Source organism: Thermanaerovibrio acidaminovorans DSM 6589 (assembly GCF_000024905.1).
GTDB lineage: Bacteria > Synergistota > Synergistia > Synergistales > Synergistaceae > Thermanaerovibrio > Thermanaerovibrio acidaminovorans.
On sequence record NC_013522.1, the window covers coordinates 502,610 to 521,202 of the forward strand.

Annotated in this window: 18 protein-coding genes and 1 tRNA gene; 18 read left to right on the forward strand and 1 reads right to left on the reverse strand. The window is 63.9% G+C overall.

From position 1 onward, the window contains the following. Positions 1-22 precede the first annotated feature (22 nt). From TACI_RS02365 to TACI_RS02385, 5 genes are all read left to right on the forward strand, one after another. Positions 23-499 carry a 4Fe-4S dicluster domain-containing protein gene (locus TACI_RS02365; RefSeq protein ID WP_012869225.1) on the forward strand — a complete coding sequence of 159 codons (477 nt, stop codon included), beginning with the start codon at positions 23-25 and terminating at the stop codon, positions 497-499. Continuing rightward, complete coding sequence (locus tag TACI_RS02370) at positions 500-2,308, forward strand: aldehyde ferredoxin oxidoreductase family protein (RefSeq protein ID WP_012869226.1); 1,809 nt, start codon at positions 500-502, stop codon at positions 2,306-2,308. It abuts the gene before it with no gap. Position 2,309: 1 nt separating this feature from the next. Further along, a complete protein-coding gene (locus tag TACI_RS02375) occupies positions 2,310-2,582 on the forward strand; it encodes a MoaD family protein (RefSeq protein ID WP_242601139.1) in 273 nt (90 codons plus the stop codon). A 91-nt stretch (positions 2,583-2,673) separates the two neighbouring features. After that, positions 2,674-2,991, forward strand: coding sequence for a hypothetical protein (locus TACI_RS02380; protein WP_423218556.1), 318 nt, complete (start codon positions 2,674-2,676; stop codon positions 2,989-2,991). A gap of 208 nt (positions 2,992-3,199) precedes the next feature. Next, positions 3,200-4,504: a Na+/H+ antiporter family protein gene (locus tag TACI_RS02385; RefSeq protein WP_012869229.1), complete on the forward strand. Its 1,305-nt coding sequence runs from the start codon at positions 3,200-3,202 to the stop codon at positions 4,502-4,504. 92 nt (positions 4,505-4,596) lie between these two features. Here TACI_RS02385 and TACI_RS02390 read toward each other — a convergent pair. Beyond that, positions 4,597-4,670, reverse strand: a tRNA-Gln gene (locus TACI_RS02390). A 149-nt stretch (positions 4,671-4,819) separates the two neighbouring features. Between TACI_RS02390 and TACI_RS02395 the strand changes: the two genes are divergently transcribed. From TACI_RS02395 to TACI_RS02455, 13 genes are all read left to right on the forward strand, one after another. Beyond that, on the forward strand, positions 4,820-6,538 hold the full coding sequence (locus TACI_RS02395; protein ID WP_012869230.1) for a ribonuclease J: 1,719 nt from the start codon (positions 4,820-4,822) through the stop codon (positions 6,536-6,538). Positions 6,539-6,635: 97 nt separating this feature from the next. Further along, entirely contained in the window at positions 6,636-8,246 is a 1,611-nt protein-coding gene (locus TACI_RS02400) for a Na/Pi cotransporter family protein (protein WP_164925110.1), read from the forward strand. A 5-nt stretch (positions 8,247-8,251) separates the two neighbouring features. Further along, the gene (locus TACI_RS02405) at positions 8,252-9,061 is read left to right on the forward strand and encodes an undecaprenyl-diphosphate phosphatase (protein ID WP_012869232.1); all 810 of its coding nucleotides are present in this window, start codon (positions 8,252-8,254) and stop codon (positions 9,059-9,061) included. Between the two features lie 2 nt (positions 9,062-9,063). Next, positions 9,064-9,321, forward strand: coding sequence for a hypothetical protein (locus TACI_RS02410; protein ID WP_012869233.1), 258 nt, complete (start codon positions 9,064-9,066; stop codon positions 9,319-9,321). Then, a complete protein-coding gene (locus TACI_RS02415) occupies positions 9,306-9,911 on the forward strand; it encodes a Maf family protein (RefSeq protein ID WP_012869234.1) in 606 nt (201 codons plus the stop codon). The genes TACI_RS02410 and TACI_RS02415 overlap by 16 nt, the downstream gene beginning before the upstream one ends. Next, the gene (locus TACI_RS02420) at positions 9,904-11,793 is read left to right on the forward strand and encodes a DUF5693 family protein (RefSeq protein WP_012869235.1); all 1,890 of its coding nucleotides are present in this window, start codon (positions 9,904-9,906) and stop codon (positions 11,791-11,793) included. Before TACI_RS02415 ends, TACI_RS02420 begins: the two co-directional genes overlap by 8 nt. Then, positions 11,790-12,800 carry a polysaccharide pyruvyl transferase CsaB gene (gene csaB, locus TACI_RS02425; protein WP_012869236.1) on the forward strand — a complete coding sequence of 337 codons (1,011 nt, stop codon included), beginning with the start codon at positions 11,790-11,792 and terminating at the stop codon, positions 12,798-12,800. The genes TACI_RS02420 and csaB overlap by 4 nt, the downstream gene beginning before the upstream one ends. Continuing rightward, on the forward strand, positions 12,797-13,630 hold the full coding sequence (locus TACI_RS02430) for a thiamine pyrophosphate-dependent enzyme (protein WP_012869237.1): 834 nt from the start codon (positions 12,797-12,799) through the stop codon (positions 13,628-13,630). Before csaB ends, TACI_RS02430 begins: the two co-directional genes overlap by 4 nt. After that, on the forward strand, positions 13,617-14,558 hold the full coding sequence (locus TACI_RS02435) for a transketolase family protein (RefSeq protein WP_012869238.1): 942 nt from the start codon (positions 13,617-13,619) through the stop codon (positions 14,556-14,558). The genes TACI_RS02430 and TACI_RS02435 overlap by 14 nt, the downstream gene beginning before the upstream one ends. Before the next feature lie 6 nt (positions 14,559-14,564). Beyond that, complete coding sequence (locus TACI_RS02440; RefSeq protein WP_012869239.1) at positions 14,565-15,260, forward strand: cell division ATP-binding protein FtsE; 696 nt, start codon at positions 14,565-14,567, stop codon at positions 15,258-15,260. Beyond that, complete coding sequence (locus TACI_RS02445; RefSeq protein WP_012869240.1) at positions 15,247-16,131, forward strand: cell division protein FtsX; 885 nt, start codon at positions 15,247-15,249, stop codon at positions 16,129-16,131. Before TACI_RS02440 ends, TACI_RS02445 begins: the two co-directional genes overlap by 14 nt. 6 nt (positions 16,132-16,137) lie before the next feature. Next, on the forward strand, positions 16,138-17,361 hold the full coding sequence (locus tag TACI_RS02450) for a murein hydrolase activator EnvC family protein (RefSeq protein WP_423218557.1): 1,224 nt from the start codon (positions 16,138-16,140) through the stop codon (positions 17,359-17,361). Positions 17,362-17,411: 50 nt separating this feature from the next. Beyond that, complete coding sequence (locus tag TACI_RS02455) at positions 17,412-18,593, forward strand: S41 family peptidase (protein ID WP_242601140.1); 1,182 nt, start codon at positions 17,412-17,414, stop codon at positions 18,591-18,593.

The following is an 18,593-nucleotide window of genomic DNA, read 5'->3' on the forward strand; positions in this document are numbered from 1 at the left end:
CAAGAGGGGGGATGGGTGAGTCATGGATAAGGTTCTTCTGGTCACGCCCGAGCGGTGCATCGGGTGCGGCAGCTGTGAGCTGGCCTGCTCGTTCAACAAGTCCGGCCAGTTCAAGCCGTCGGTCAGCAGGGTGGGGGTTCACCGGTTCGAGAAGGGGCAGAACGTGCCCATGATGTGCTTCCAGTGCGACGAGGCCCCTTGCGCCAAGGCCTGCAAGCCCCAGGCGCTCCACAAGGGCACCAGTGGCCTGGTGGAGTTCGACAAGGACAAGTGCATCGGTTGCAGGATGTGCGTCATGGCCTGCCCGTTCGGCAACGTCTCCTACGACAGGTCCGCCAAGGAGCTCGTAAAGTGCGACCAGTGCGGTGGGGATCCCCAGTGCGTCCAGTTCTGCCCCACCAAGGCCATCGAGTACCTGCCGGCGGAATCGGCGGTGCTGAACAAGAAGCGCAGGTTCGCCAAGCGCATATCCGATGCCCTCGAGGAGGTGAAGGACTAGATGAAAGGCTGGATAGGACGGGTCCTGCGGGTGAACCTGTCGGAGGGTACCTATCGGTCGGAGCCCCTGAACGAGGAGTGGGCCAGGGAGTACCTGGGGGGCCGCGGTCTCGGCACCCGGTACTACTTCGAGGAGGTGGGCCCCTCGGTGGATCCCCTGTCGGAGGGGAACAACCTCTACTTCGCCACCGGTCCCCTGACGGGCACCCTGGCGGCCTCCGCCGGGAGGTTCAACGTGGTGGCCAAGAGCCCCCTGACGGGCACCATAGGGGCCGCCAACTCCGGCGGCTACCTGGGGCCGGAGATGAAGTTCGCCGGCTGGGACATGATCGTAATAGAGGGCAAGGCCCCCAAGCCGGTCTACGTCTACGTCAACAACGACCAGGTTCGGATCGAGGACGCCTCCTCCCTGTGGGGAACCGAGACCCACGAGGCCACCGACAGGCTCCTGGAGATGACCGATCCGGAGGCCAAGGTGGCGGTCATAGGTCCCGCGGGGGAGAACCTATCCCTCATAGCCAACATCATAAACGACAAGCACCGGGCACCAGGCCGGGGCGGCATGGGGGCGGTCATGGGGGCCAAGAACCTTAAGGCCCTGGTGGTGAGGGGCACCAAGGGGGTCTCCGTGGCGGACCGGGAGGCCTTCATGAGGGCAGTCAAGGTGGCCCGGGAGAAGCTTGCCCAACACCCGGTCACCGGATCCGGCCTTCCCCTCTACGGCACCAACGTGCTGGTCAACATCCTTAACCAGAATGGCGGCCTCCCAACCCGCAACTTCCGGGAGGGGGTCTTTGAGGGGGCGGACAAGATAAGCGGCGAGGCCCAGCGGGAGGGGCGGCTCTTGAGGAACAAGGGCTGCTTCGGCTGCTCCATCGGCTGCGGCCGGGTCTCCTTCGCGGAGGGTTACGACCACCACGGGGAGGGCCCGGAGTACGAGACCAGCTGGTCCTTCGGAGCGGACTGCGGGGTGGACGACATCGACGCGGTGGCCATGGCCAACTACCGGTGCAACGAGCTGGGGCTGGACACCATATCCATGGGGTCCACCATAGCCTGCGCCATGGAGCTCTACGAGATGGGGCTCATAACCAAGGAGATGGCGGGGCTGGAGTTGCGCTTCGGTAACAAGGACGCCCTGGTCCCCATGGTGGAGGCGGCGGCCCACAAGAGGGGCAAGATAGGGGAGCTACTCTCCATGGGATCCTACCGGTTGGCCAGCCACTTTGGGCACCCGGAGCTGTCCATGACCTCCAAGAAGCAGGAGATGCCTGCCTACGACCCCAGGGCCATCCAGGGCATAGGCCTGAACTACGCCACCAGCAACCGGGGGGCCTGCCACGTCAGGGGCTACACCATATCCCCCGAGATCCTGGGGGTTCCTCAGAAGCTGGATCCCCAGTCGACAGAGGATAAGCCCACCTGGGACAAGGTCTTCCAGGACCTGACCGCCGCGGTTGACTCGGTGGGCATGTGTCTGTTCACCACCTTCGGTATAGGGGCCGAGGAGATAGCGGATCAGCTATCCGCCGCCACCGGGATAGACTACTCGGTGGATGCCCTTATGAAGGCGGGAGAGCGGATATGGAACATGGAACGTCTCTTCAACCTAAAGGAGGGCTTCACTTCCGCGGACGATTCGCTGCCCCCCAGGATGACCCAGGAGCCGTTGCCCCATGGGCCCCACAAGGGCAAGGTGAGCCGGGTGCCGGAGATGCTGCCCAGATACTACGATGCCAGGGGCTGGACCAGCGACGGGGTCCCAACCGAGGATAAGATCAGGGAGCTGGGACTCCAGTGGGCCCGGTGATGTGCGGTTGAAGGTCCTCTTCTTCGCCACCATCAGGGATCTGGCGGGCCGAAAGGAAGATCAGGCCAGCGCCGGCACCGTCCGGGAGCTGCTTAGCCTGCTCTCAGATCGGTACGGCCCCGCCTTCAGACGGGCGGTGCTGGAGGGTGGCGCCATGTCCCCCAACGTGATAGTGCTGGTGAACGGACACCACGTGGCTCACCTGAAGGGGGAGGACACCCCCCTTCAGGAGGGGGATCAGGTGAGCATCTTCCCGGTGATAGGGGGCGGCTGATTCAAACCGAAAGGGCGGGGTTCCTCCCCGCCCTTTCAGTTTCCTCCCCGCCGGTTCGATAAAATAAGGGCTCATAGAACCGCTTTCGGGGGTGTTAGGCTTGAGTTTGAGATCCTTTGCGCGCTGGCTGGTTTTGGCTTCGGTCCTGTGGTGGGCCCCCTCTCCCTCCGCCGAGGGGGCCGGATGGGACCGTTACGCCGGGGGGCTCCTCTCCACCGAGGGGAGGAACGTGCTGGTTTACCAGCGGCGAAGCGACAGCTTCAGGACCGTGACCCTGCCGGTGGGCACCTACGTGCTCAACGCCGGTTGGGACAACGTCAAGCTGGTGATAAACTGCCTGGATCCGGAGGGGCACCCCATCAGATATGTGTACCTGACGCCGGAGCGGTTTCACTTGGAGAGGCGCTAGCCCCCGGCGGGTATCCCATCAAGTCTTTTCCCTTGATGGCGAACATGCGAATTTTTCTTGAAACACCTTGTGGACTATCGGGTGGTTGCGCTTTAATATGTACAATAAGGTCCCCGAGGGGCCCGGAGGTGATAGGGGCCTGCTTTGGGAGGTGATGGTTTATTAGACCGGGGGCCGAAAAAAAGGAGCGAGGAGGTCGAGGTGCGTGATGCTGACCAACCCGGTGGTTCTGTCGGTGCTAGTCATGATCGTCCTGTGTCTTCTGAACCTGAACATCATCCTTGCGCTTCTGATATCCGCCCTGGTGGCCGGCGTGTCCGCCGGCATGTCGCTGGGGGACACCATGGGGGTTCTCATAGGCGGGATGGGAGGCAACTCGGAGACCGCGCTGAGCTACGTCCTGCTGGGCGCCCTGGCGGTGGCCATAAGCCAGACCGGGGTGGCGTCGCTGCTGAGCGCCAAGCTGTCCAAGGTGGTGGGGAACAGGAAGGCGTTCCTCCTGATCCTCATAGCGTCGGTGAGCTGTCTCTCCCAGAACCTGATCCCGGTGCACATAGCCTTCATACCCATACTGATCCCCCCCATGCTGGCCCTCTTCAACCGGCTCAAGATGGATCGCCGCGGGGTGGCCTGCGCGCTCACCTTCGGCCTCAAGGCCCCCTACATAGTTCTCCCCGCGGGGTTCGGCCTCATATTCCACGGGATCCTGTCGGACCAGATGGCGGCCAACGGGGTCAACGTGGCCAAGGGGGACATGTGGAACTACACCTGGATCCTTGGGGTGGGAATGGTGATAGGCCTCCTGTTGGCCATATTCGTCACCTATGCCCGGGACCGGGTTTACGATGACAAGCCGGTGATCGGCATGGAGGGAGTCCACGAGGCCCAATCGCTGACCAAGGAGCACTACATAACCTTGGCGGCGGTGCTGGTGGCCTTCGTGATCCAGCTTAAGACCAGCTCCCTGCCCCTTGGGGCCATAGTGGCCCTGGGCCTCATGGCCGCCGGTGGGGTCATCCGGTGGCGCAAGCTGGACGACGTCATGGCGGGCGGGATCGGCATCATGGGGATGATCGCCATGATCATGCTGGTGGCGGCGGGCTACGGCTCGGTCATAAGGGAGACCAAAGCGGTGGACGCCCTGGTCAACAGCTTGGTTACCCTGGTGGGGGGGAGCAAGTTCTACGGGGTTCTCCTGATGCTCCTGGTGGGCCTCCTGGTCACCATGGGGATAGGGACCTCCTTCGGCACCATCCCGGTGGTGGCCGCCATCTACTGTCCATTGGGGATCAAGCTGGGGCTGACTCCCGGGGCCCTGGCCTGTGTCATGGCCGCCGCCGCAGCCCTGGGGGACGCGGGATCCCCCGCCTCGGACTCCACCTTGGGTCCCACCTCGGGGCTGAACGCGGATGGGCAGCACAACCACATATGGGACACCTGCGTCCCCACCTTCATCCACTTCAACATACCCCTCATCATCGCCGGTTTGATCGGCGCCATGATGCTGTACTAGCCAATGGGGGCCGGACCTGGTGGTCCGGCCCCCAGCCTATCTTCCAGTGGGTACAAAAAAAGAGGCGACCTCTGGCCGCCTCCGCTATGTCATGGCTGGGGAACCTGGATTCGAACCAGGATTACCTGATCCAGAGTCAGGCGTGCTGCCGTTGCACCATTCCCCAATCGAACATAGAGGATCTTACCACAGGATCTCGGTTTTGCAAAGGGGGGCCGACGTGATGTGGAATTTTTCTCGTGGCAAGTTTCCCCCTTGCGCTTATTTTTAGCCCGAACTGTGGTAGGATTGTCCACTGGGAAGGGAGTTGAAAGGATGGGCAAGGAATCCGGCGGATCCTCCCCCAGCAAGCCCAACAGGCGGCGGGGGAAGGGTAAGCCATCCAATCGAGGCAAGGAACTGAAGTGGATACCCCTGGGTGGGATGGGGGAGATAGGCAAGAACATATCGGCCCTCCAGTACGGGGACGAGATGATCGTCATAGACTGCGGCCTCAAGTTCCCCGAGGAGGACATGCTGGGGATAGATCTCCTGATCCCGGACGTGTCGTTCCTGGAGCAGAACCGGGGCAAGATAAGGGGCATATTCATCACCCACGGTCACGAGGACCACATAGGGGGTCTTCCCTACGTGCTGCCCAAGCTGGACGTGCCGGTTTATGCCACCCGGCTCACCATAGGGCTCATAAAGAACAAGCTGGCGGAGGTCTGCCCCCGCTACAAGCCGGTCTTCCACGAGATAGGGGCGGGGGACACGGTGGACCTGGGGAGCTTCTCGGTGAGGGCCATAGCGGTCTGTCACTCGATTCCCGATGCGCTTGCCTACGGGATCAGGACCCCCGCGGGGGTGGTGCTGCACACCGGGGACTTCAAGCTGGACGCCCAGCCCATAGACGGCAGGACCACCGACTACGGGGCCTTCGCCGAGCTGGGACGGGAGGGGGTTTTGCTGATGCTCTCGGACTCCACCAACGTGGAGAGGGAGGGCTTCACCCAGTCGGAGAGGACCGTGGGGCGCACCTTCGAGCAGCTCTTCCGGCTTCACAAGGACAAGAGGATCGTTATAGCCACCTTCGCCAGCAACCTCCACCGGGCCCAGCAGGTCTTCAACATAGCCATGAGGTACAACCGGAAGGTGGCCCTTGTGGGGCGCAGCATGATAGCCTACGTGGACCTGGCCAGGAAGCTGGGGTACGTCTCCGCTCCGGACGACCTGTTCATCCCTGCCCAGGAGGCGGACGGGATGCAACCCAACCGGGTGGTGGTTCTAACCACCGGAAGCCAGGGGGAGCCCTTCTCCGGATTGGTCCTCATGAGCAAGGGAGAGCACCGACAGATCAAGCTCGGAAATCGAGATCTGGTGGTCATATCTGCAACCCCCATACCGGGCAACGAGAAGCTGGTGAGCCGCACCATAAACATGCTCTTCTCCTGCGGATGCGAGGTGGTCTACGAGAGGGATCAGGCCATCCACGTGTCCGGCCACGCCTCCAGGGAGGAGCTCAAAATGATGATAAGTCTGGTAAATCCCCGGTGCTTCGTGCCGGTCCACGGAGAGTACCGGCATCAGGTTAGGCATGCCCAACTGGCCAGGGATCTGGGGGTCCCCGCCAAGGGGGTCTTCGTAATGTCCAACGGGGATGTGCTCTCCCTGTCCCAGGGCGGAAAGGGCAGTGTGGAGGGCCGGGTCCAGGCGGGCACCATAATGGTGGATGGGCTGGCGGTGGGTGAGTTCCAGGGGAGCCTCCTCAAGGAGCGCCGGGAGCTGGCCCAGGACGGGATCCTTACCATAGCGGTGGCCCTGGGGCCCGACGGTTCCGTCCGTGGCGTGGACATGGACAGCCGGGGCTTCCTGCACCGGCAGGACGCCAAGGACCTCTACGGCGAGTTGGAGAGGGCGGTGGTGAAGGCCCTGGAGGCCCCCATGGGGGACGATGCCATGAGGACCGCCATCCGCAAGAGTGCCAGGGAGGTGCTGAGCCGCTACACCAAGGGCTATCCGGCCATAGTGCCCCTGCTGGTCCGGCAGGGGTGAGGATTACCCTGAGATCCAGGATCCGCTTCCCCCAGCCGGATTCAGGTGCCTGCGGGGGTAAAAGCTTCTAAACTAAACCTTGGAGGGGTTTTTGAAGATGTCACTGAAGGTGCTCCTTCAGCTGGTGGGCGGCATAGGGATGTTGATCTACGGGATAAAGGTCATGGGGGACTCGCTTCAGAACCTGGCGGGTGACAGGCTGAGGCGCCTCATCGCCAAGCTCACCGGCACCCCCGTGAAGGGGGTGCTGGTGGGCACCGCGGTGACCACCATAATCCAGAGCAGCTCCGCCACCACGGTGATGACCGTAAGCTTCGTCCACGCGGGGCTCATGACCCTCTACCAGGCCTTTGGGGTCATCATGGGGGCCAACATAGGAACCACTGTCACCGCCCAGATAATGGCCTTCAAGATAACCGACCTGGCCTACATCAGCGTTGCGATTGGGGCCTTCGTATTCCTATTGGCCAAGAACAAGCGCCAGCGGGAGATAGGGGCTGGATTGGCGGGTTTCGGTGTCCTATTCATCGGGATGCACATGATGGGGGACGCCATGTCGTTCCTGAAGGAAAGGCAGGACCTTTTCATGCCCTTCAGGTATCACCCCCTCTGGGCGGTCCTAGCCGGCACTGCGGTCACCATGGTGATCCAGTCCAGCTCCGCCACGGTGGGTCTCACCATGGCCATGGCGGCCCAGGGCTTCATGCCCCTCAACGTGGCCATAGCGTTCATCATGGGTGACAACATAGGTACCACCATAACCGCCGTTTTGGCCTCCCTCGGGGCCAACCGGTCTGCCAAACAGGCGGCGACATGCCACGTTATGTTTAACGTGATGGGCACCCTGATACTGTTGCCCTTTCTTCCCTGGTACTCGGAGTTCATATCCCATACTTCATCGGACATATCCCGCCAGGTGGCCAACGCCCACACCTTATTCAACGTGGGCAACACCCTGCTCTTCCTGCCCTTCACCAGGCCCTTCGTCAACCTGGTGAGACGAGTGGTCCCCGACGATGGCATGGTCAAGGTCTACGGGGCCGCCTTCCTGGACCGGAACCTGATTACCGCATCCCCAGCCGCTGCCCTGGACGCCCTCAAGAAGGAGATGGTGCGAATGGCCCGGTTCGCCAAGTCCATGCTGGAGGGTTGCCGGGCGGCCATAGTCAATGGCAGTGATTTGGAGGCCCGGGAGGTTCTGAACACCGAGAAGATAGTCAACGAGCTAACCCATGAGATAGTGGCCTATGGCACCCTGATAGGCCAGAAGGGGCTCTCGGAGGACCTATCCTTCATCCTCAACTCCTGCATAAACGGGGTGGGTGACATAGAGAGGATGGGGGACCATGCCACCAACCTGGTTGAGATGTACGAATACATGAGGGATCACAACCTCAAGTTCTCCGACCAGGGCATACGGGAGTTCGAGGAGATGTTCTCCTTGGTCCACCAGGCGGTGGCCATGAGCATCGAGGCGCTGGATCGGGAGGATCTGGACCTGGCCAATCAGGTGATGGCCCTGGAGGATCGGGTAGATGAGATGGAGAAGCGCCTCAGGGCCCGGCACATAGACCGGCTTAACCATGGCAAGTGCAGCCCCGGTGCGGGGGTGGTCTTCATAGACATACTGAGCAACCTGGAGAGAGTTGGTGATCACGCCCACAACCTGGCCTGCGTGGTAATGGACCTGGCGAAGGTTAGGGGGTAGGTATTTTGAGCTCGACCTTGAGCCTTATTATCCTGGGTGCGGTTCAGGGGCTGGCGGAGTTCCTGCCGGTCAGTAGCTCCGGACACCTGGCACTTATGCAGATCTTCATGGGGATGAAGGGTCCCCAGATGAGCCTGGACCTGGCCCTTCACGTGGCCACCCTGCTGGCGGTCTTCGCCTACTTCGGGCGGGACATGGCCACCCTCCTCCAGCAGTTCATCCGTGGCTTCCGCTCCCCGGAGGCCCGACGGTCCGACGGTTGGCGGTACGGTTGGTCCATCCTGGCGGGTACGGCGGTAACCGCCGCGCTTGGGATCCCCCTCAAGCCGGTGGTGGAGATGGCCTCCCAGAACTCCCTCTGGGTCGGCTGCGGACTCGTGATCACCGGGGCGGTGCTGATCCTATCCCGTTACGTTCCCCAGAGGGATCGTCGGGTGGGGCTTCTGGTGGGCATGATGGTGGGTTTAGCCCAGGGGTTGGCGGTTATGCCCGGAGTTTCCAGGTCCGGCATGACCATCGTGGCGGGGCTCATAATGGGGCTGGCCCCGGTGGAGGCTTTTCGGTTCTCATTCCTCCTGTCTGTGCCCGCCATAGTTGGGGCAACCCTGCTGGAGTGGCTGGATCTCGAGGGGGCTTTCATGGCATACCTGCCGCAGGGCTGGGTCTTCGGCTTCGCCACCGCTTCCCTGTTGGGTCTCGCCTCCTTGGTGGTGCTCAAGAGGGTGTCCCTCTTCAGGGCCTGGTGGGTATTCGGGGCCTACTGTGCGGTGGTGGGCCTGGGTGTGGTGGGCTTCTCCCTCCTGGGGGTGTACTGACCATGGCCAAGGTCGGGGCGCTGTCCCCCCGGGTGCCCGGGTGGATGCTGGTGCTGCTGTGTCTCATGATGGGCACCTTCCTGGGCAAGTTGCTGCAGATCTTCTCCCTCAGCGCCCCCCTGTTCCGGGACCTCCTCTACTTTGGGGTGGACACCGGAAGGGTGGATCTCATGGCCTTCAGCGTGGGCTTCAGCTTCAGGATGGACTTCAACCTTGGGACTTTCATCGGAGGAGTGATAGGGGTTTGGATCGCAAAGTGACGTTGGTCCTCGCCTCGGGCAGCCCCCGGAGGAGGGATCTGCTCCGGGGAGTGACCGAGGACTTCAGGGTGATTCCGTCGTCGGTGGATGAGACCCCTCTGGACGGGGAGACCGTGGAGGATATGGTGCTCAGGCTGTCCCTGGCCAAGGCCAGGGATGTGTTCGTTAGGGAGCCCTTGAGTTGGGTGATCGGGGCCGACACGGCGGTGGAGGTGGATGGTAGGATCCTGGGCAAACCCCGGGACCGGTCCGAGGCCTTCGAGATGATAACCGCCCTCCAGGGCAGGGAGCATCGGGTCCTCACTGGCGTATCGGTGGTGTCCCCCCACGGGGAGGAGTCCCGGGTGGAGAGGACCCTGGTCCGGTTCAGGCCCCTGACGGAGGAGGAGGCCTGGGCGTACGTGGACACCGGCGAGGGGGACGACAAGGCGGGGGCCTACGCTATCCAGGGGAAGGGCTCCCTGCTGGTGGAGTCCATCGAGGGCTGCTACTTCAACGTGGTGGGGCTCCCCATGGTGTGTCTCAGCCGCATGCTCCACAATCTGGGTTTCCCCCTCTACCTTCAGCTGGGGGTGAAGGCCCATGAGTAGGCCCTCGCTCTCCAAACTCTCGGCGGCTCTGATGCTGGCCGCCCTGGTCATATCGGCGCTTGCCCTGATACCCCGGGTGAGGTCCGAGATGGGGGACAGGAACGTGGGGCTGGTGTGCGACTACAGGGACCTCACCTCCCTAGCCAGGGAGGGGACGCTGTCCCCCGGTGCGCTCCTGAGGGAGCTCAAAGGGCTTGGCCTTGGGGGCATCCTGGTTAGCGAGCTCACCGGCAAGGACCTTCTGGCGGGCCTCTCCCCGGTTAGGCTCTCCCCTGTAAGGGACCTGCCGTTCAAGTTCCCCCAGGGGCTTCCCCAGGACAGGGCGGTGCTTTTCGGTCCCGCGGAGGACCGGGGCGTCCAGCTGATCGCCCGTTACCTGGAGGCCAAGTTCCCCGCCTCCAGCCGGATCTCCTCCGGCGCTAACCTGGCGGTGGTGCTGCCCCTGGGCATGTCAGAGGCCTCCGACGGCGGCCTGGTGCCCGACGTGGAGGGGTTGGAGTTCGCCCGGGCCAACGGCCTTCCGATCATATTCAGGCCCTCCCCCTGCGTCGGGGTGGGTGGGTCCTCCGTGGCCATGGCGGTGGAGGGGCTCATGGAGGCCTACCCCATAAGGGGCATCCTGCCCGCGGGGCTTTCCGTGGCGGGCTACCCGGACCTGGAGCCCCTGGGGGCGCTGATAAGGGGCAACGGCCTCTTCCTGGCCCAGACGGAGTTCGTAAAGCAGGTGGGCATGTCGAACCTGGTGAAGGAGAGCTTTCCCCGGGTGATCCCCATCCACAGCGTGGTGAAGGACGAGGTGTTCTCCAAGAACATCACCCGGGAGCAGCTGGTGGAGCGGATGGTCCGGGCGGTGCACGAGCGTTCCGTCAGGCTCCTTTTGGTCAGGCCCTACGACCTATACCCGGCGGACCGGCTGGGAAGCTTCAGGGAGGATCTGCGGCACCTGAGCTCCTCCCTGGAGGCCCGGCGCTACCACCTCAGGTTCCCCTCCCCCAAGGGGGACGTGCCCAGGTCCTGGCTGGGGGCCCTGGGGGCCGCGTTGGCCCTTCTCGGGGTTTGGCTTCGGCTCCGGGCCCGGTTCGCCCCCCACTTCCCCCGCCTCCTTGGGCGCCTGGGGTCCATGGGGATCCTGGCTGCCCTGGGGACCCTAGGGCTACTGGCGATACCCTTCGGTGGGCTGCCCATGAGGCTGTTGGGCGCCCTCCTGGGGGCCCTTGGGGCCTCCGAGGGGGCCTTGACCGCCCTGGAGGAGGAGAACCCCCTCCGGGGAGCGATGAGGGGCTTCGCGGTGACCGCCGTGGCGGGACTCGCCATAGGGGCCATGTACGGCTTCAGCTTCTACATGTTGAGGGTCGGGGTCTTCTCGGGGGTTAAGCTCACCCTGGTGGTTCCCCCTGCGGCGGTTCTCCTGAACGACCTGCTGAAGAGGGTCTACCCGGAGGGGCGGGAGATGCTGTCGAGGCCCCCCATGTGGGGGGAGCTGCTGGTGGCCTCCGGGCTGCTCCTGGCCCTGGCGTTCATGGCCATAAGGAGCGACAACACCGCCCTGGTGCCCCAGTGGGAGCTGACCCTGAGGGAGTGGCTCGAGAGGGCGCTGCTGGTTCGCCCCAGGACCAAGGAGCTCATCGGCTACCCGTGTCTCTTCCTCTACGGTTGGCTCTCCCGCCGGGGCCTTGGGGGGCGTTTCGGTGAGGTGCTTAGGATCGGCTCCTCCCTGGCCTTCGCGTCCGCCCTCAACTCCTTCTGTCACCTCCACACCCCCCTGTTCTTGACCCTTTTGAGGGGGCTGAACGGCCTTTGGGTGGGGTCTCTGCTTGGATTTGCCGGGTGCCTGGCCCTCTCCCTGTCGCTTCCATTGCTCAAGGGGGTTGATCGCCCATGAGGGAGCTGGACGTGGTCCTCTGCGGCTACTACGGGTTCGGCAACCTGGGGGACGAGCTTCTGGCCAAGGCCCTGGTGGAGCTCCTATGCCTCAGCGGGGTGGATAGGGACCGCATAGGGGTCCTGTCCGCCTCCCCGGACCAGACCGCAGGGGAGCTGGGGGTTCGCTCCGAGGACCGATGGAGCCCCAGGAGTGTCTTCAGGTTCCTATCCTCCTCCAGGACCCTGCTCCTGGGGGGAGGGGGGCTATTCCAGGACGTGACCAGCCTCAAGAGCCCCCTCTACTACTGGGGAGTCACCTTCATGGCCCGCCGGGCCGGGGCGGTTCCCTGGGCCTTCGGCCAGTCCCTTGGTCCCTTAAGTAGCTCCTTGGGTCGCCGGCTGGCCACCAGGTCACTGGGGGCCTGCAAGGTTAGGGTCTTGAGGGACGCCCCGTCGGTCAAGCTGGCCCAGTCCATGGGCATAGGGGCGGTGATGATGGCTCCGGACCCGGTGTTGGCCTTGAGGCCAAACGTGGGGGAGAGGACCGGGGCCTTCATAGGGGTCAACGTCCGGCCCACCCGGTCGGTGAGTCTCAAGAAGGTGGCCTACTGCATCCGGGATCTGGTGCTCAAGGAAGGCCTGCCGGTGGTGGGTTTGGCCCTGGCGGAGGAGGACCTGTTGGCCCTGAGGGACCTGGAGACCTTCGGGGTCAGGATGGGGGACGTGAGGCTCATGCGGTCCCTTCGGGACTTCGAAGCGGTGGCGGGATCCCTTCGGGGGACGGTCTCCATGCGGCTCCACGGGGTGGTGCTGTCGGTGGCGTCCCGGATCCCCTGCGTGGCCATCCCTTACGATCCCAAGGTGGAGGCCTTCGCGGGGCAGTTCTTGGTGCCCATGTCCTCCGGGGACCGTCCCATGGAGTTCGGGGACCCGGTGGACGTGTCGGCGCTCGATGAGGCCCAGGGGGCTCTGAGGGAGGCCATGGGTCTTGCGGTGTCCAAGCTGGGCATAGGGGGTGGGTCATGATGGACCCAGTGCGGTCCCGAGAGTTGGGCACCTTGGCCAAGGAGGTCCGGAAGGACGTGGTCCGGATGATAGGCTTGTCCAAGGTGGGGTGCCTTGGGGTATCGCTGGCCCTGGTGGACCTTTTGGTCTTCCTCTACTGGGAGTTGATGCGGGTGGACCCTGCCGACGCCAGGATGGCCGAGCGGGACCGGCTGGTGTTGAGCAAGTGGAGGGGCTCCCCCGCCCTCTACTCGGTGCTGGCCCGGCGGGGCTTCTTCTCCCGGGAGGAGCTCTGGAGCTTCGGAAGGCTGGGGGCCCTTCTGCAGGGTAGCCCCGATTGTCGCCGGGTGCCTGGGGTGGACGCCCCGTCGGGCCCTTCCGGCATGGGGCTTGGGATGGCGGTGGGGCTCTCCATAGCGCTCAGGATGGACGGGCTGCCCAGCCGGGTCTTCTGCCTCATGGGGGATGGGGAGCTGAGGGATGGCCTCTCCTGGGAGGCGGCCTTCTCCGCCTCCTTCCACCGGCTTGACCGGCTGGTGGCGGTGATAAACGTGACGGACCACGGGGGGGAGCCCTGGGGTCCCGCGGATGACCCGGAGTCCATGGGGCGCAAGCTGGCCACCTTCGGCTGGGCGGTCTCCCAGGGGGACGGGCACGATTTCCCCTCCATGGAGACGGCCTTTGCGCAGGTGATGGGGGCCAACGCTCCCAAGGCGGTGATCCTGCGCACCCTCGAGGGAGGAGGCGTCCCGTTGCCCAGGGGTGGGGATGCCCTCTCCAGGGGTGACGTGGACTCGGTGATCGGCCAGATAGAGTACGAAGGGAGGGGGCCTTTGGATGACAGGACCTAGTCCCATGTGGCACGGATACGAGGAGGCCCTCTGCCGCTCCGCACTGGATGTGCCCCACCTGGTGGTGGTGGACTCTCGGGAGGGGACCTTGGGGGGGGAGTTCAGGGACAGGTTCCCCCACCGGTTCTTCGTGGCTGGCACGTCGGAGCAGGAGGTGGTGCTCACCGCCGCTGGGTTGGCCCTGGGGGGCAAGAAGGTGTTCGCCTCCTGGTCGAGCCCCTTCCTGGTGGGGCGGTCCTACGATCTGATACGGTCCGCCATAGCCATACCGGCCCTTTCGGTGGTGCTGGTTAGCCCCTTCGGGTGGCTGGACCGTGGGCCCAGCGGGGCCCATCATCAGCTGGTGGAGGACCTGGGGCTCATGACCGCCATGCCGGGCATGCCGGTGCTGGTCCCCTCCGACGGGGTGTCCGCCCGATGCCTTATCGAGCGGCTGGCCCGATCCGAGGGTCCCGCCTACGTGAGGCTCACCGCCGGGAACGTGCCAGGGGTTTACCAGGACGATGACGGCGATTTCCCCCTTGGGGGCGCCAGGTTCCTCACCCGGGGAGATGGGGTCACCATATGTGCGTGTGGTATCATGGTCCACGAGGCGTTGAAGGCCGCCCGGGTGCTGTCAAGCCAGGGGATAGAGGCGGAGGTAATAGACTGTTACAGCGTCCGGCCCCTGGCGGAGCAGGTTGTTCTCTCGTCGGTCCGCCGGACTGGGTGTTGCGTGGTGGCGGAGGAGCACAGCCTGCACGGTGGGCTCGGCAGCGCGGTTTGCCAGTGCCTGTCCTCCCGGTACCCGGTGCCGGTGGGCATGGTGTGCGCCGACGACAGGTTCGGCCAGAGCGGCTCCCCGGAGGAACTCCGGGAGTTCTACGGCCTCACTGCTGGACGGATAGTGAGCTCCGCCGTCCAGGTTTTCAGCATGCGCAGGAGGTAGAAGCCGATGGACATACGGCTATCTGGGGTTACTAAGATATTCCACCCGGATATAACCGCTCTTGAGGACATATATTTGGACATCCCCAAGGGGGAGTTCGTGTACTTGGTGGGGCCCACCGGGTCCGGCAAGACCACCCTGATGAGGACCATAACCCGGGAGGTTTTGCCAACCAGGGGGCAGGTGATGGTGGGGTCCTACAGCTTAAGGAAGATAGGCCGGGTGGATCTCTCCCTCTTCCGCCGGGAGGTGGGGGTGGTCTATCAGGATTTCTGTCTTTTGCCCCACCTAAACGTGTTCGAGAACGTGGCCTTCGTCCTGGAGGTGCTTGGGATGCCCCCCCGGGAGGTGAAGGAGAGGGCCGATGAGGTGCTGGAGCGGGTGAACCTGTGGCGCCGCAGGTTCCTGTACCCTCCCCAGCTGTCCGGCGGTGAGCAGCAGCGGGTTGCCATAGCCAGGGCCATAGTGAACTCTCCGTCGATCCTGTTGGCGGACGAGCCCACCGGCAACCTGGACCTTCACACCGCGGAGGAGATAATGCAGTTGTTGCTGTCCATAAACGCCATGGGGACCACCATCCTCATGGCCACCCATAACCAGTACCTGGTGGATTCCTACCGTCAGCGGGTGGTGGAGTTGAAGATGGGTCGGATAGTCCGAGACGAGAAGAGGGGAAGGTACGAGATCGATGGGGAGCTTTAGGTATTCTGTAAGGGACGGGCTCAGGTTGGTCTTCCGCCACTGGGGGCTAAGCTTCCTGACCCTTTTCACCTCCGCCGCGGTCTTCTACCTGATGGGGGCCAGCATCCTGTTCGTTCTGAACACCCGGCATGTGGTAAGGAACCTGGAGGGGGAGCTCTCCATCCAGGCCTACATGACCCCCCGGGCGGACCTGGAGGCGGTGGCCAAGCGGATCAGGTCCATGCCCCACGTGAGGGCGGTGGAGGTCATAACCCCCGCCAAGGCGCTGGACAGGCTGAAGGCCCGGCTTGGGAGCCAGGTTCAGGCGGTGACGCTGCTCGGGGAGAACCCGTTGCCTCCCAGCGTGGAGGTGTGGGTGGACAAGGCGGCGTCGGTGCCGGTGGTGGCTAGGGAGCTTCTGACCGTGGAGGAGGTCCAGGACGTGGTCTACGCGGGGAAGCTGGCGGAGAAGCTGTCCAAGCTCTCCCGGTTTGCTGGCCGGTTCTCCCTGGGGGTCCTGTTGGTGGCCATCGCCGCCAGCGGGGTGGTGCTATTCAACACCATAAGGATAGCGGTCTACTCCAAGGAGGAGGAAATAGCCATCATGCTCATGGTGGGTGCCACCCCCACCTTCGTGGCCATGCCCTTCATAATCCAGGGGGTCCTCCTGGGTTCCCTGGGGGCCCTCCTGTCGTCTGGCATGCTGGCCATGTCCTACAAGGCCGCCATAGAGAGGCTCAAGGACTTCCTCCCCTTCCTGGAGTTTCTTAACGATCCCATGTTGCTTCTCCGGCTAACCGGCGTTCTGGTGGCCGGCGGGGCGGTGGTGAGCTTCATCTCCAGCTTCATGGCGGTGGAGCGGTTCATCCGCCGGGCCCTGAAGCCCCTATAGCGGAGGGTGTCTGAGTTGAGCCGGTTGGGACGCTTTCATCTCCGGCTGACCTTGTCGGTCCTCTGCCTCTTGGCGCTTGGCATCCCCGGGTGGTGCAGCACCTCCGACCTGGACAGGCGGCTCAAACAGGAGGAGAAGCGGCTGAATCAGGTCCAGGGGCAGATCTCCTATCACCGTAAGAAGGTCCAGGAGATGGAGGGCAAGGAGAGGAACGTAATCTCCGAGATAGAGTCCCTGGCGCAGCAGATGGCGGTGACGGAGCAGCGGATATCGGTTATCAACCTTCGCCGGGAAAAGGTGAAGGAGCGGATGAGGCAGCTGACGGAGGAGATAAAGCACACCTCCTCCCGGATAGACTACGTGAAGGACCTCTTGAGGGCCCGGCTGGTGGCCATATACAAGTACGGCGGCGTGGCGGAGTTCAACCTGCTGCTCTCCGCCCCGGGGGCCATGGACGCCCTGTCCACCTCCTACCTGCTGGGCAAGATAGCCGACCAGGACCGGCGGCTCATAACGGAGCTTTCGGACAGGAAGGCCCGGTTGGACATGGCCCACCGGGAGCTAAAGGAGCAGCGGGCCCTGCTGGAGAGGCAGAACCAGGAGCTCCAGGAGAACAAATTGAAGCTTAGGGTGGCCACCGACCGGCGGAACGACCTCCTCAAACGGGTTAGGAGCGAGAAGAGCCTGCACCTGGCGGAGCTTCGGGAGTACGAGCGGATGGAGCAGGAGATAAACTCCACCATAACCAGGCTCATGGCGGAGAAGCGCCGGCGCCTGGCGGAGGCCCGTGCCAAGGCGGCGAAGGCCCAGGGCACTGCGCCTCAGGAGGTGGTCTACTACAAGGGTGGGCGGCTGGCGTGGCCCCTGGTGGGACAGATCCGGAGCAGCTTCGGCGTCCGGGTTCACCCGGTGTTCAGGACCAGGATCATGCACACCGGGCTGGACATATCGGGATCCACCGGGGACCCGGTGAGGGCGGCGGAGAGCGGCGAGGTCCTCTACGCCGGGTGGCTTCGGGGGTACGGGCAGGTGATAATCCTGGACCACGGGAGGGATCTCACCACCGTCTACGCCCACCTCTCCAAGATAGAGGTGAACGAGGGTGAGAAGGTCAGCCGGGGCGAGCAGATAGGCCGGGTGGGTAGCACCGGCATAGCCACCGGGCCGCACCTGCACTTCGAGGTTCGGGTAAACGGCAAGGCGGTCAACCCAATGGGCTACCTCAAGTAGCGGGTCCGTCTTAGGTCTTTGGGAAGGGGATGCGGCGTTTGCTGAGCTTCATGAAGAGATTCAGGGACGTGTTCCTTGGGGTGGCGATAGGCGCCCTGGCGGTGACGGGGATGATGGCGGCGGTGGCCAACGACGGGTCCCAGCCGGACTCCCTGAAGCCCCCGTTCTCGGTGAGGAACATGGCCATACTTCGCCAGGCCAGGGCCATAATGGAGCTTTACCACGTGGACGCGGACAAGCTCCCGGGGGAGCAGAAGCTGTTCTACGGGGCCATGAAGGGCATGGTCTCCGCCGCGGGGGACCCCTACACCCGGTTCGTGGACCCCTCCCAGCTCAAAGAGGAGTCCATCGAGATGGAGGGCCAGTACGGTGGGGTGGGTATGTACGTGGGGCAGCGGGACGGCAAGGTGCTGGTGATAAGCCCCATGGAGGGGACCCCGGCCCACCGGGCAGGGCTCAAACCCATGGACGAGATCGTGAAGGTGAACGACAAGGTCGTGGTGGGGATGGCCCAGGACGAGGTGGTTAACATGCTCCGGGGCCAGGCGGGCACCAAGGTCACCGTCTGGGTGAGGCGGAAGGGCAAGGACGAGATCCTCAAGTTCAACCTGGTGAGGGAGATAATAAAGGTTAAGTCCGTCCGCTACAGCCTCCTGGAGGAGGGGTACGCCTACGTCAGGCTCGCCCACTTCACCCAGACCTCCGGGCAGGAGATGCGGGAGGCGGTATCCTGGGCCAGGTCCAAGGGGGCCAAGGGTATGGTGCTGGACCTTAGAAACGACCCCGGGGGGCTCCTCAACGCGGCGGTGGACGTGGCGTCCTGCTTCTTGAACGACGGTGACCTGGTGGTCAGCACCCGGGGCCGGGTGGAGAGGGCAAACGAGGCCATGTACGCCTCCGGCGGCGTCAAGTACCCTGGTCCCCTGGTGGTGCTCATAAACGAGGGCAGCGCCAGCGCCTCGGAGATAGTGGCGGGGGCCCTGCGGGACCACAAGCGGGCCAAGCTGGTGGGGACCAAGAGCTTCGGGAAGGGCTCGGTCCAGACCCTGTTCAACCTGCCGGACGGGGCGGGGATGTACGTAACCATAGCCCGGTACTACACCCCGTCGGGCAAGATGATAGACAAGGTGGGCCTCGAGCCGGACGTGAAGGTCCGGGGGGAGCCAAACGAGAATCCCAAGAAGGACGTCCAGCTGAAGCGGGCCCTGGAGGTCCTCAAGAAGGGTCGGTAG

Excerpts from the sequence above, each read along its gene's own strand:
- TACI_RS02420 (WP_012869235.1), top strand. The coding sequence starts at position 9,904 with ATGAGTAGGCCCTCGCTCTCCAAACTCTCGGCGGCTCTGATGCTGGCC.
- TACI_RS02400 (WP_164925110.1), top strand. The coding sequence starts at position 6,636 with ATGTCACTGAAGGTGCTCCTTCAGCTGGTGGGCGGCATAGGGATGTTG.
- TACI_RS02455 (WP_242601140.1), top strand. The coding sequence starts at position 17,412 with ATGAAGAGATTCAGGGACGTGTTCCTTGGGGTGGCGATAGGCGCCCTG.
- TACI_RS02435 (WP_012869238.1), top strand. The coding sequence starts at position 13,617 with ATGACAGGACCTAGTCCCATGTGGCACGGATACGAGGAGGCCCTCTGC.
- TACI_RS02440 (WP_012869239.1), top strand. The coding sequence starts at position 14,565 with ATGGACATACGGCTATCTGGGGTTACTAAGATATTCCACCCGGATATA.
- csaB (WP_012869236.1), top strand. The coding sequence starts at position 11,790 with ATGAGGGAGCTGGACGTGGTCCTCTGCGGCTACTACGGGTTCGGCAAC.
- TACI_RS02445 (WP_012869240.1), top strand. The coding sequence starts at position 15,247 with ATGGGGAGCTTTAGGTATTCTGTAAGGGACGGGCTCAGGTTGGTCTTC.
- TACI_RS02410 (WP_012869233.1), top strand. The coding sequence starts at position 9,064 with ATGGCCAAGGTCGGGGCGCTGTCCCCCCGGGTGCCCGGGTGGATGCTG.
- TACI_RS02385 (WP_012869229.1), top strand. The coding sequence starts at position 3,200 with ATGCTGACCAACCCGGTGGTTCTGTCGGTGCTAGTCATGATCGTCCTG.
- TACI_RS02430 (WP_012869237.1), top strand. The coding sequence starts at position 12,797 with ATGATGGACCCAGTGCGGTCCCGAGAGTTGGGCACCTTGGCCAAGGAG.
- TACI_RS02365 (WP_012869225.1), top strand. The coding sequence starts at position 23 with ATGGATAAGGTTCTTCTGGTCACGCCCGAGCGGTGCATCGGGTGCGGC.
- TACI_RS02395 (WP_012869230.1), top strand. The coding sequence starts at position 4,820 with ATGGGCAAGGAATCCGGCGGATCCTCCCCCAGCAAGCCCAACAGGCGG.
- TACI_RS02370 (WP_012869226.1), top strand. The coding sequence starts at position 500 with ATGAAAGGCTGGATAGGACGGGTCCTGCGGGTGAACCTGTCGGAGGGT.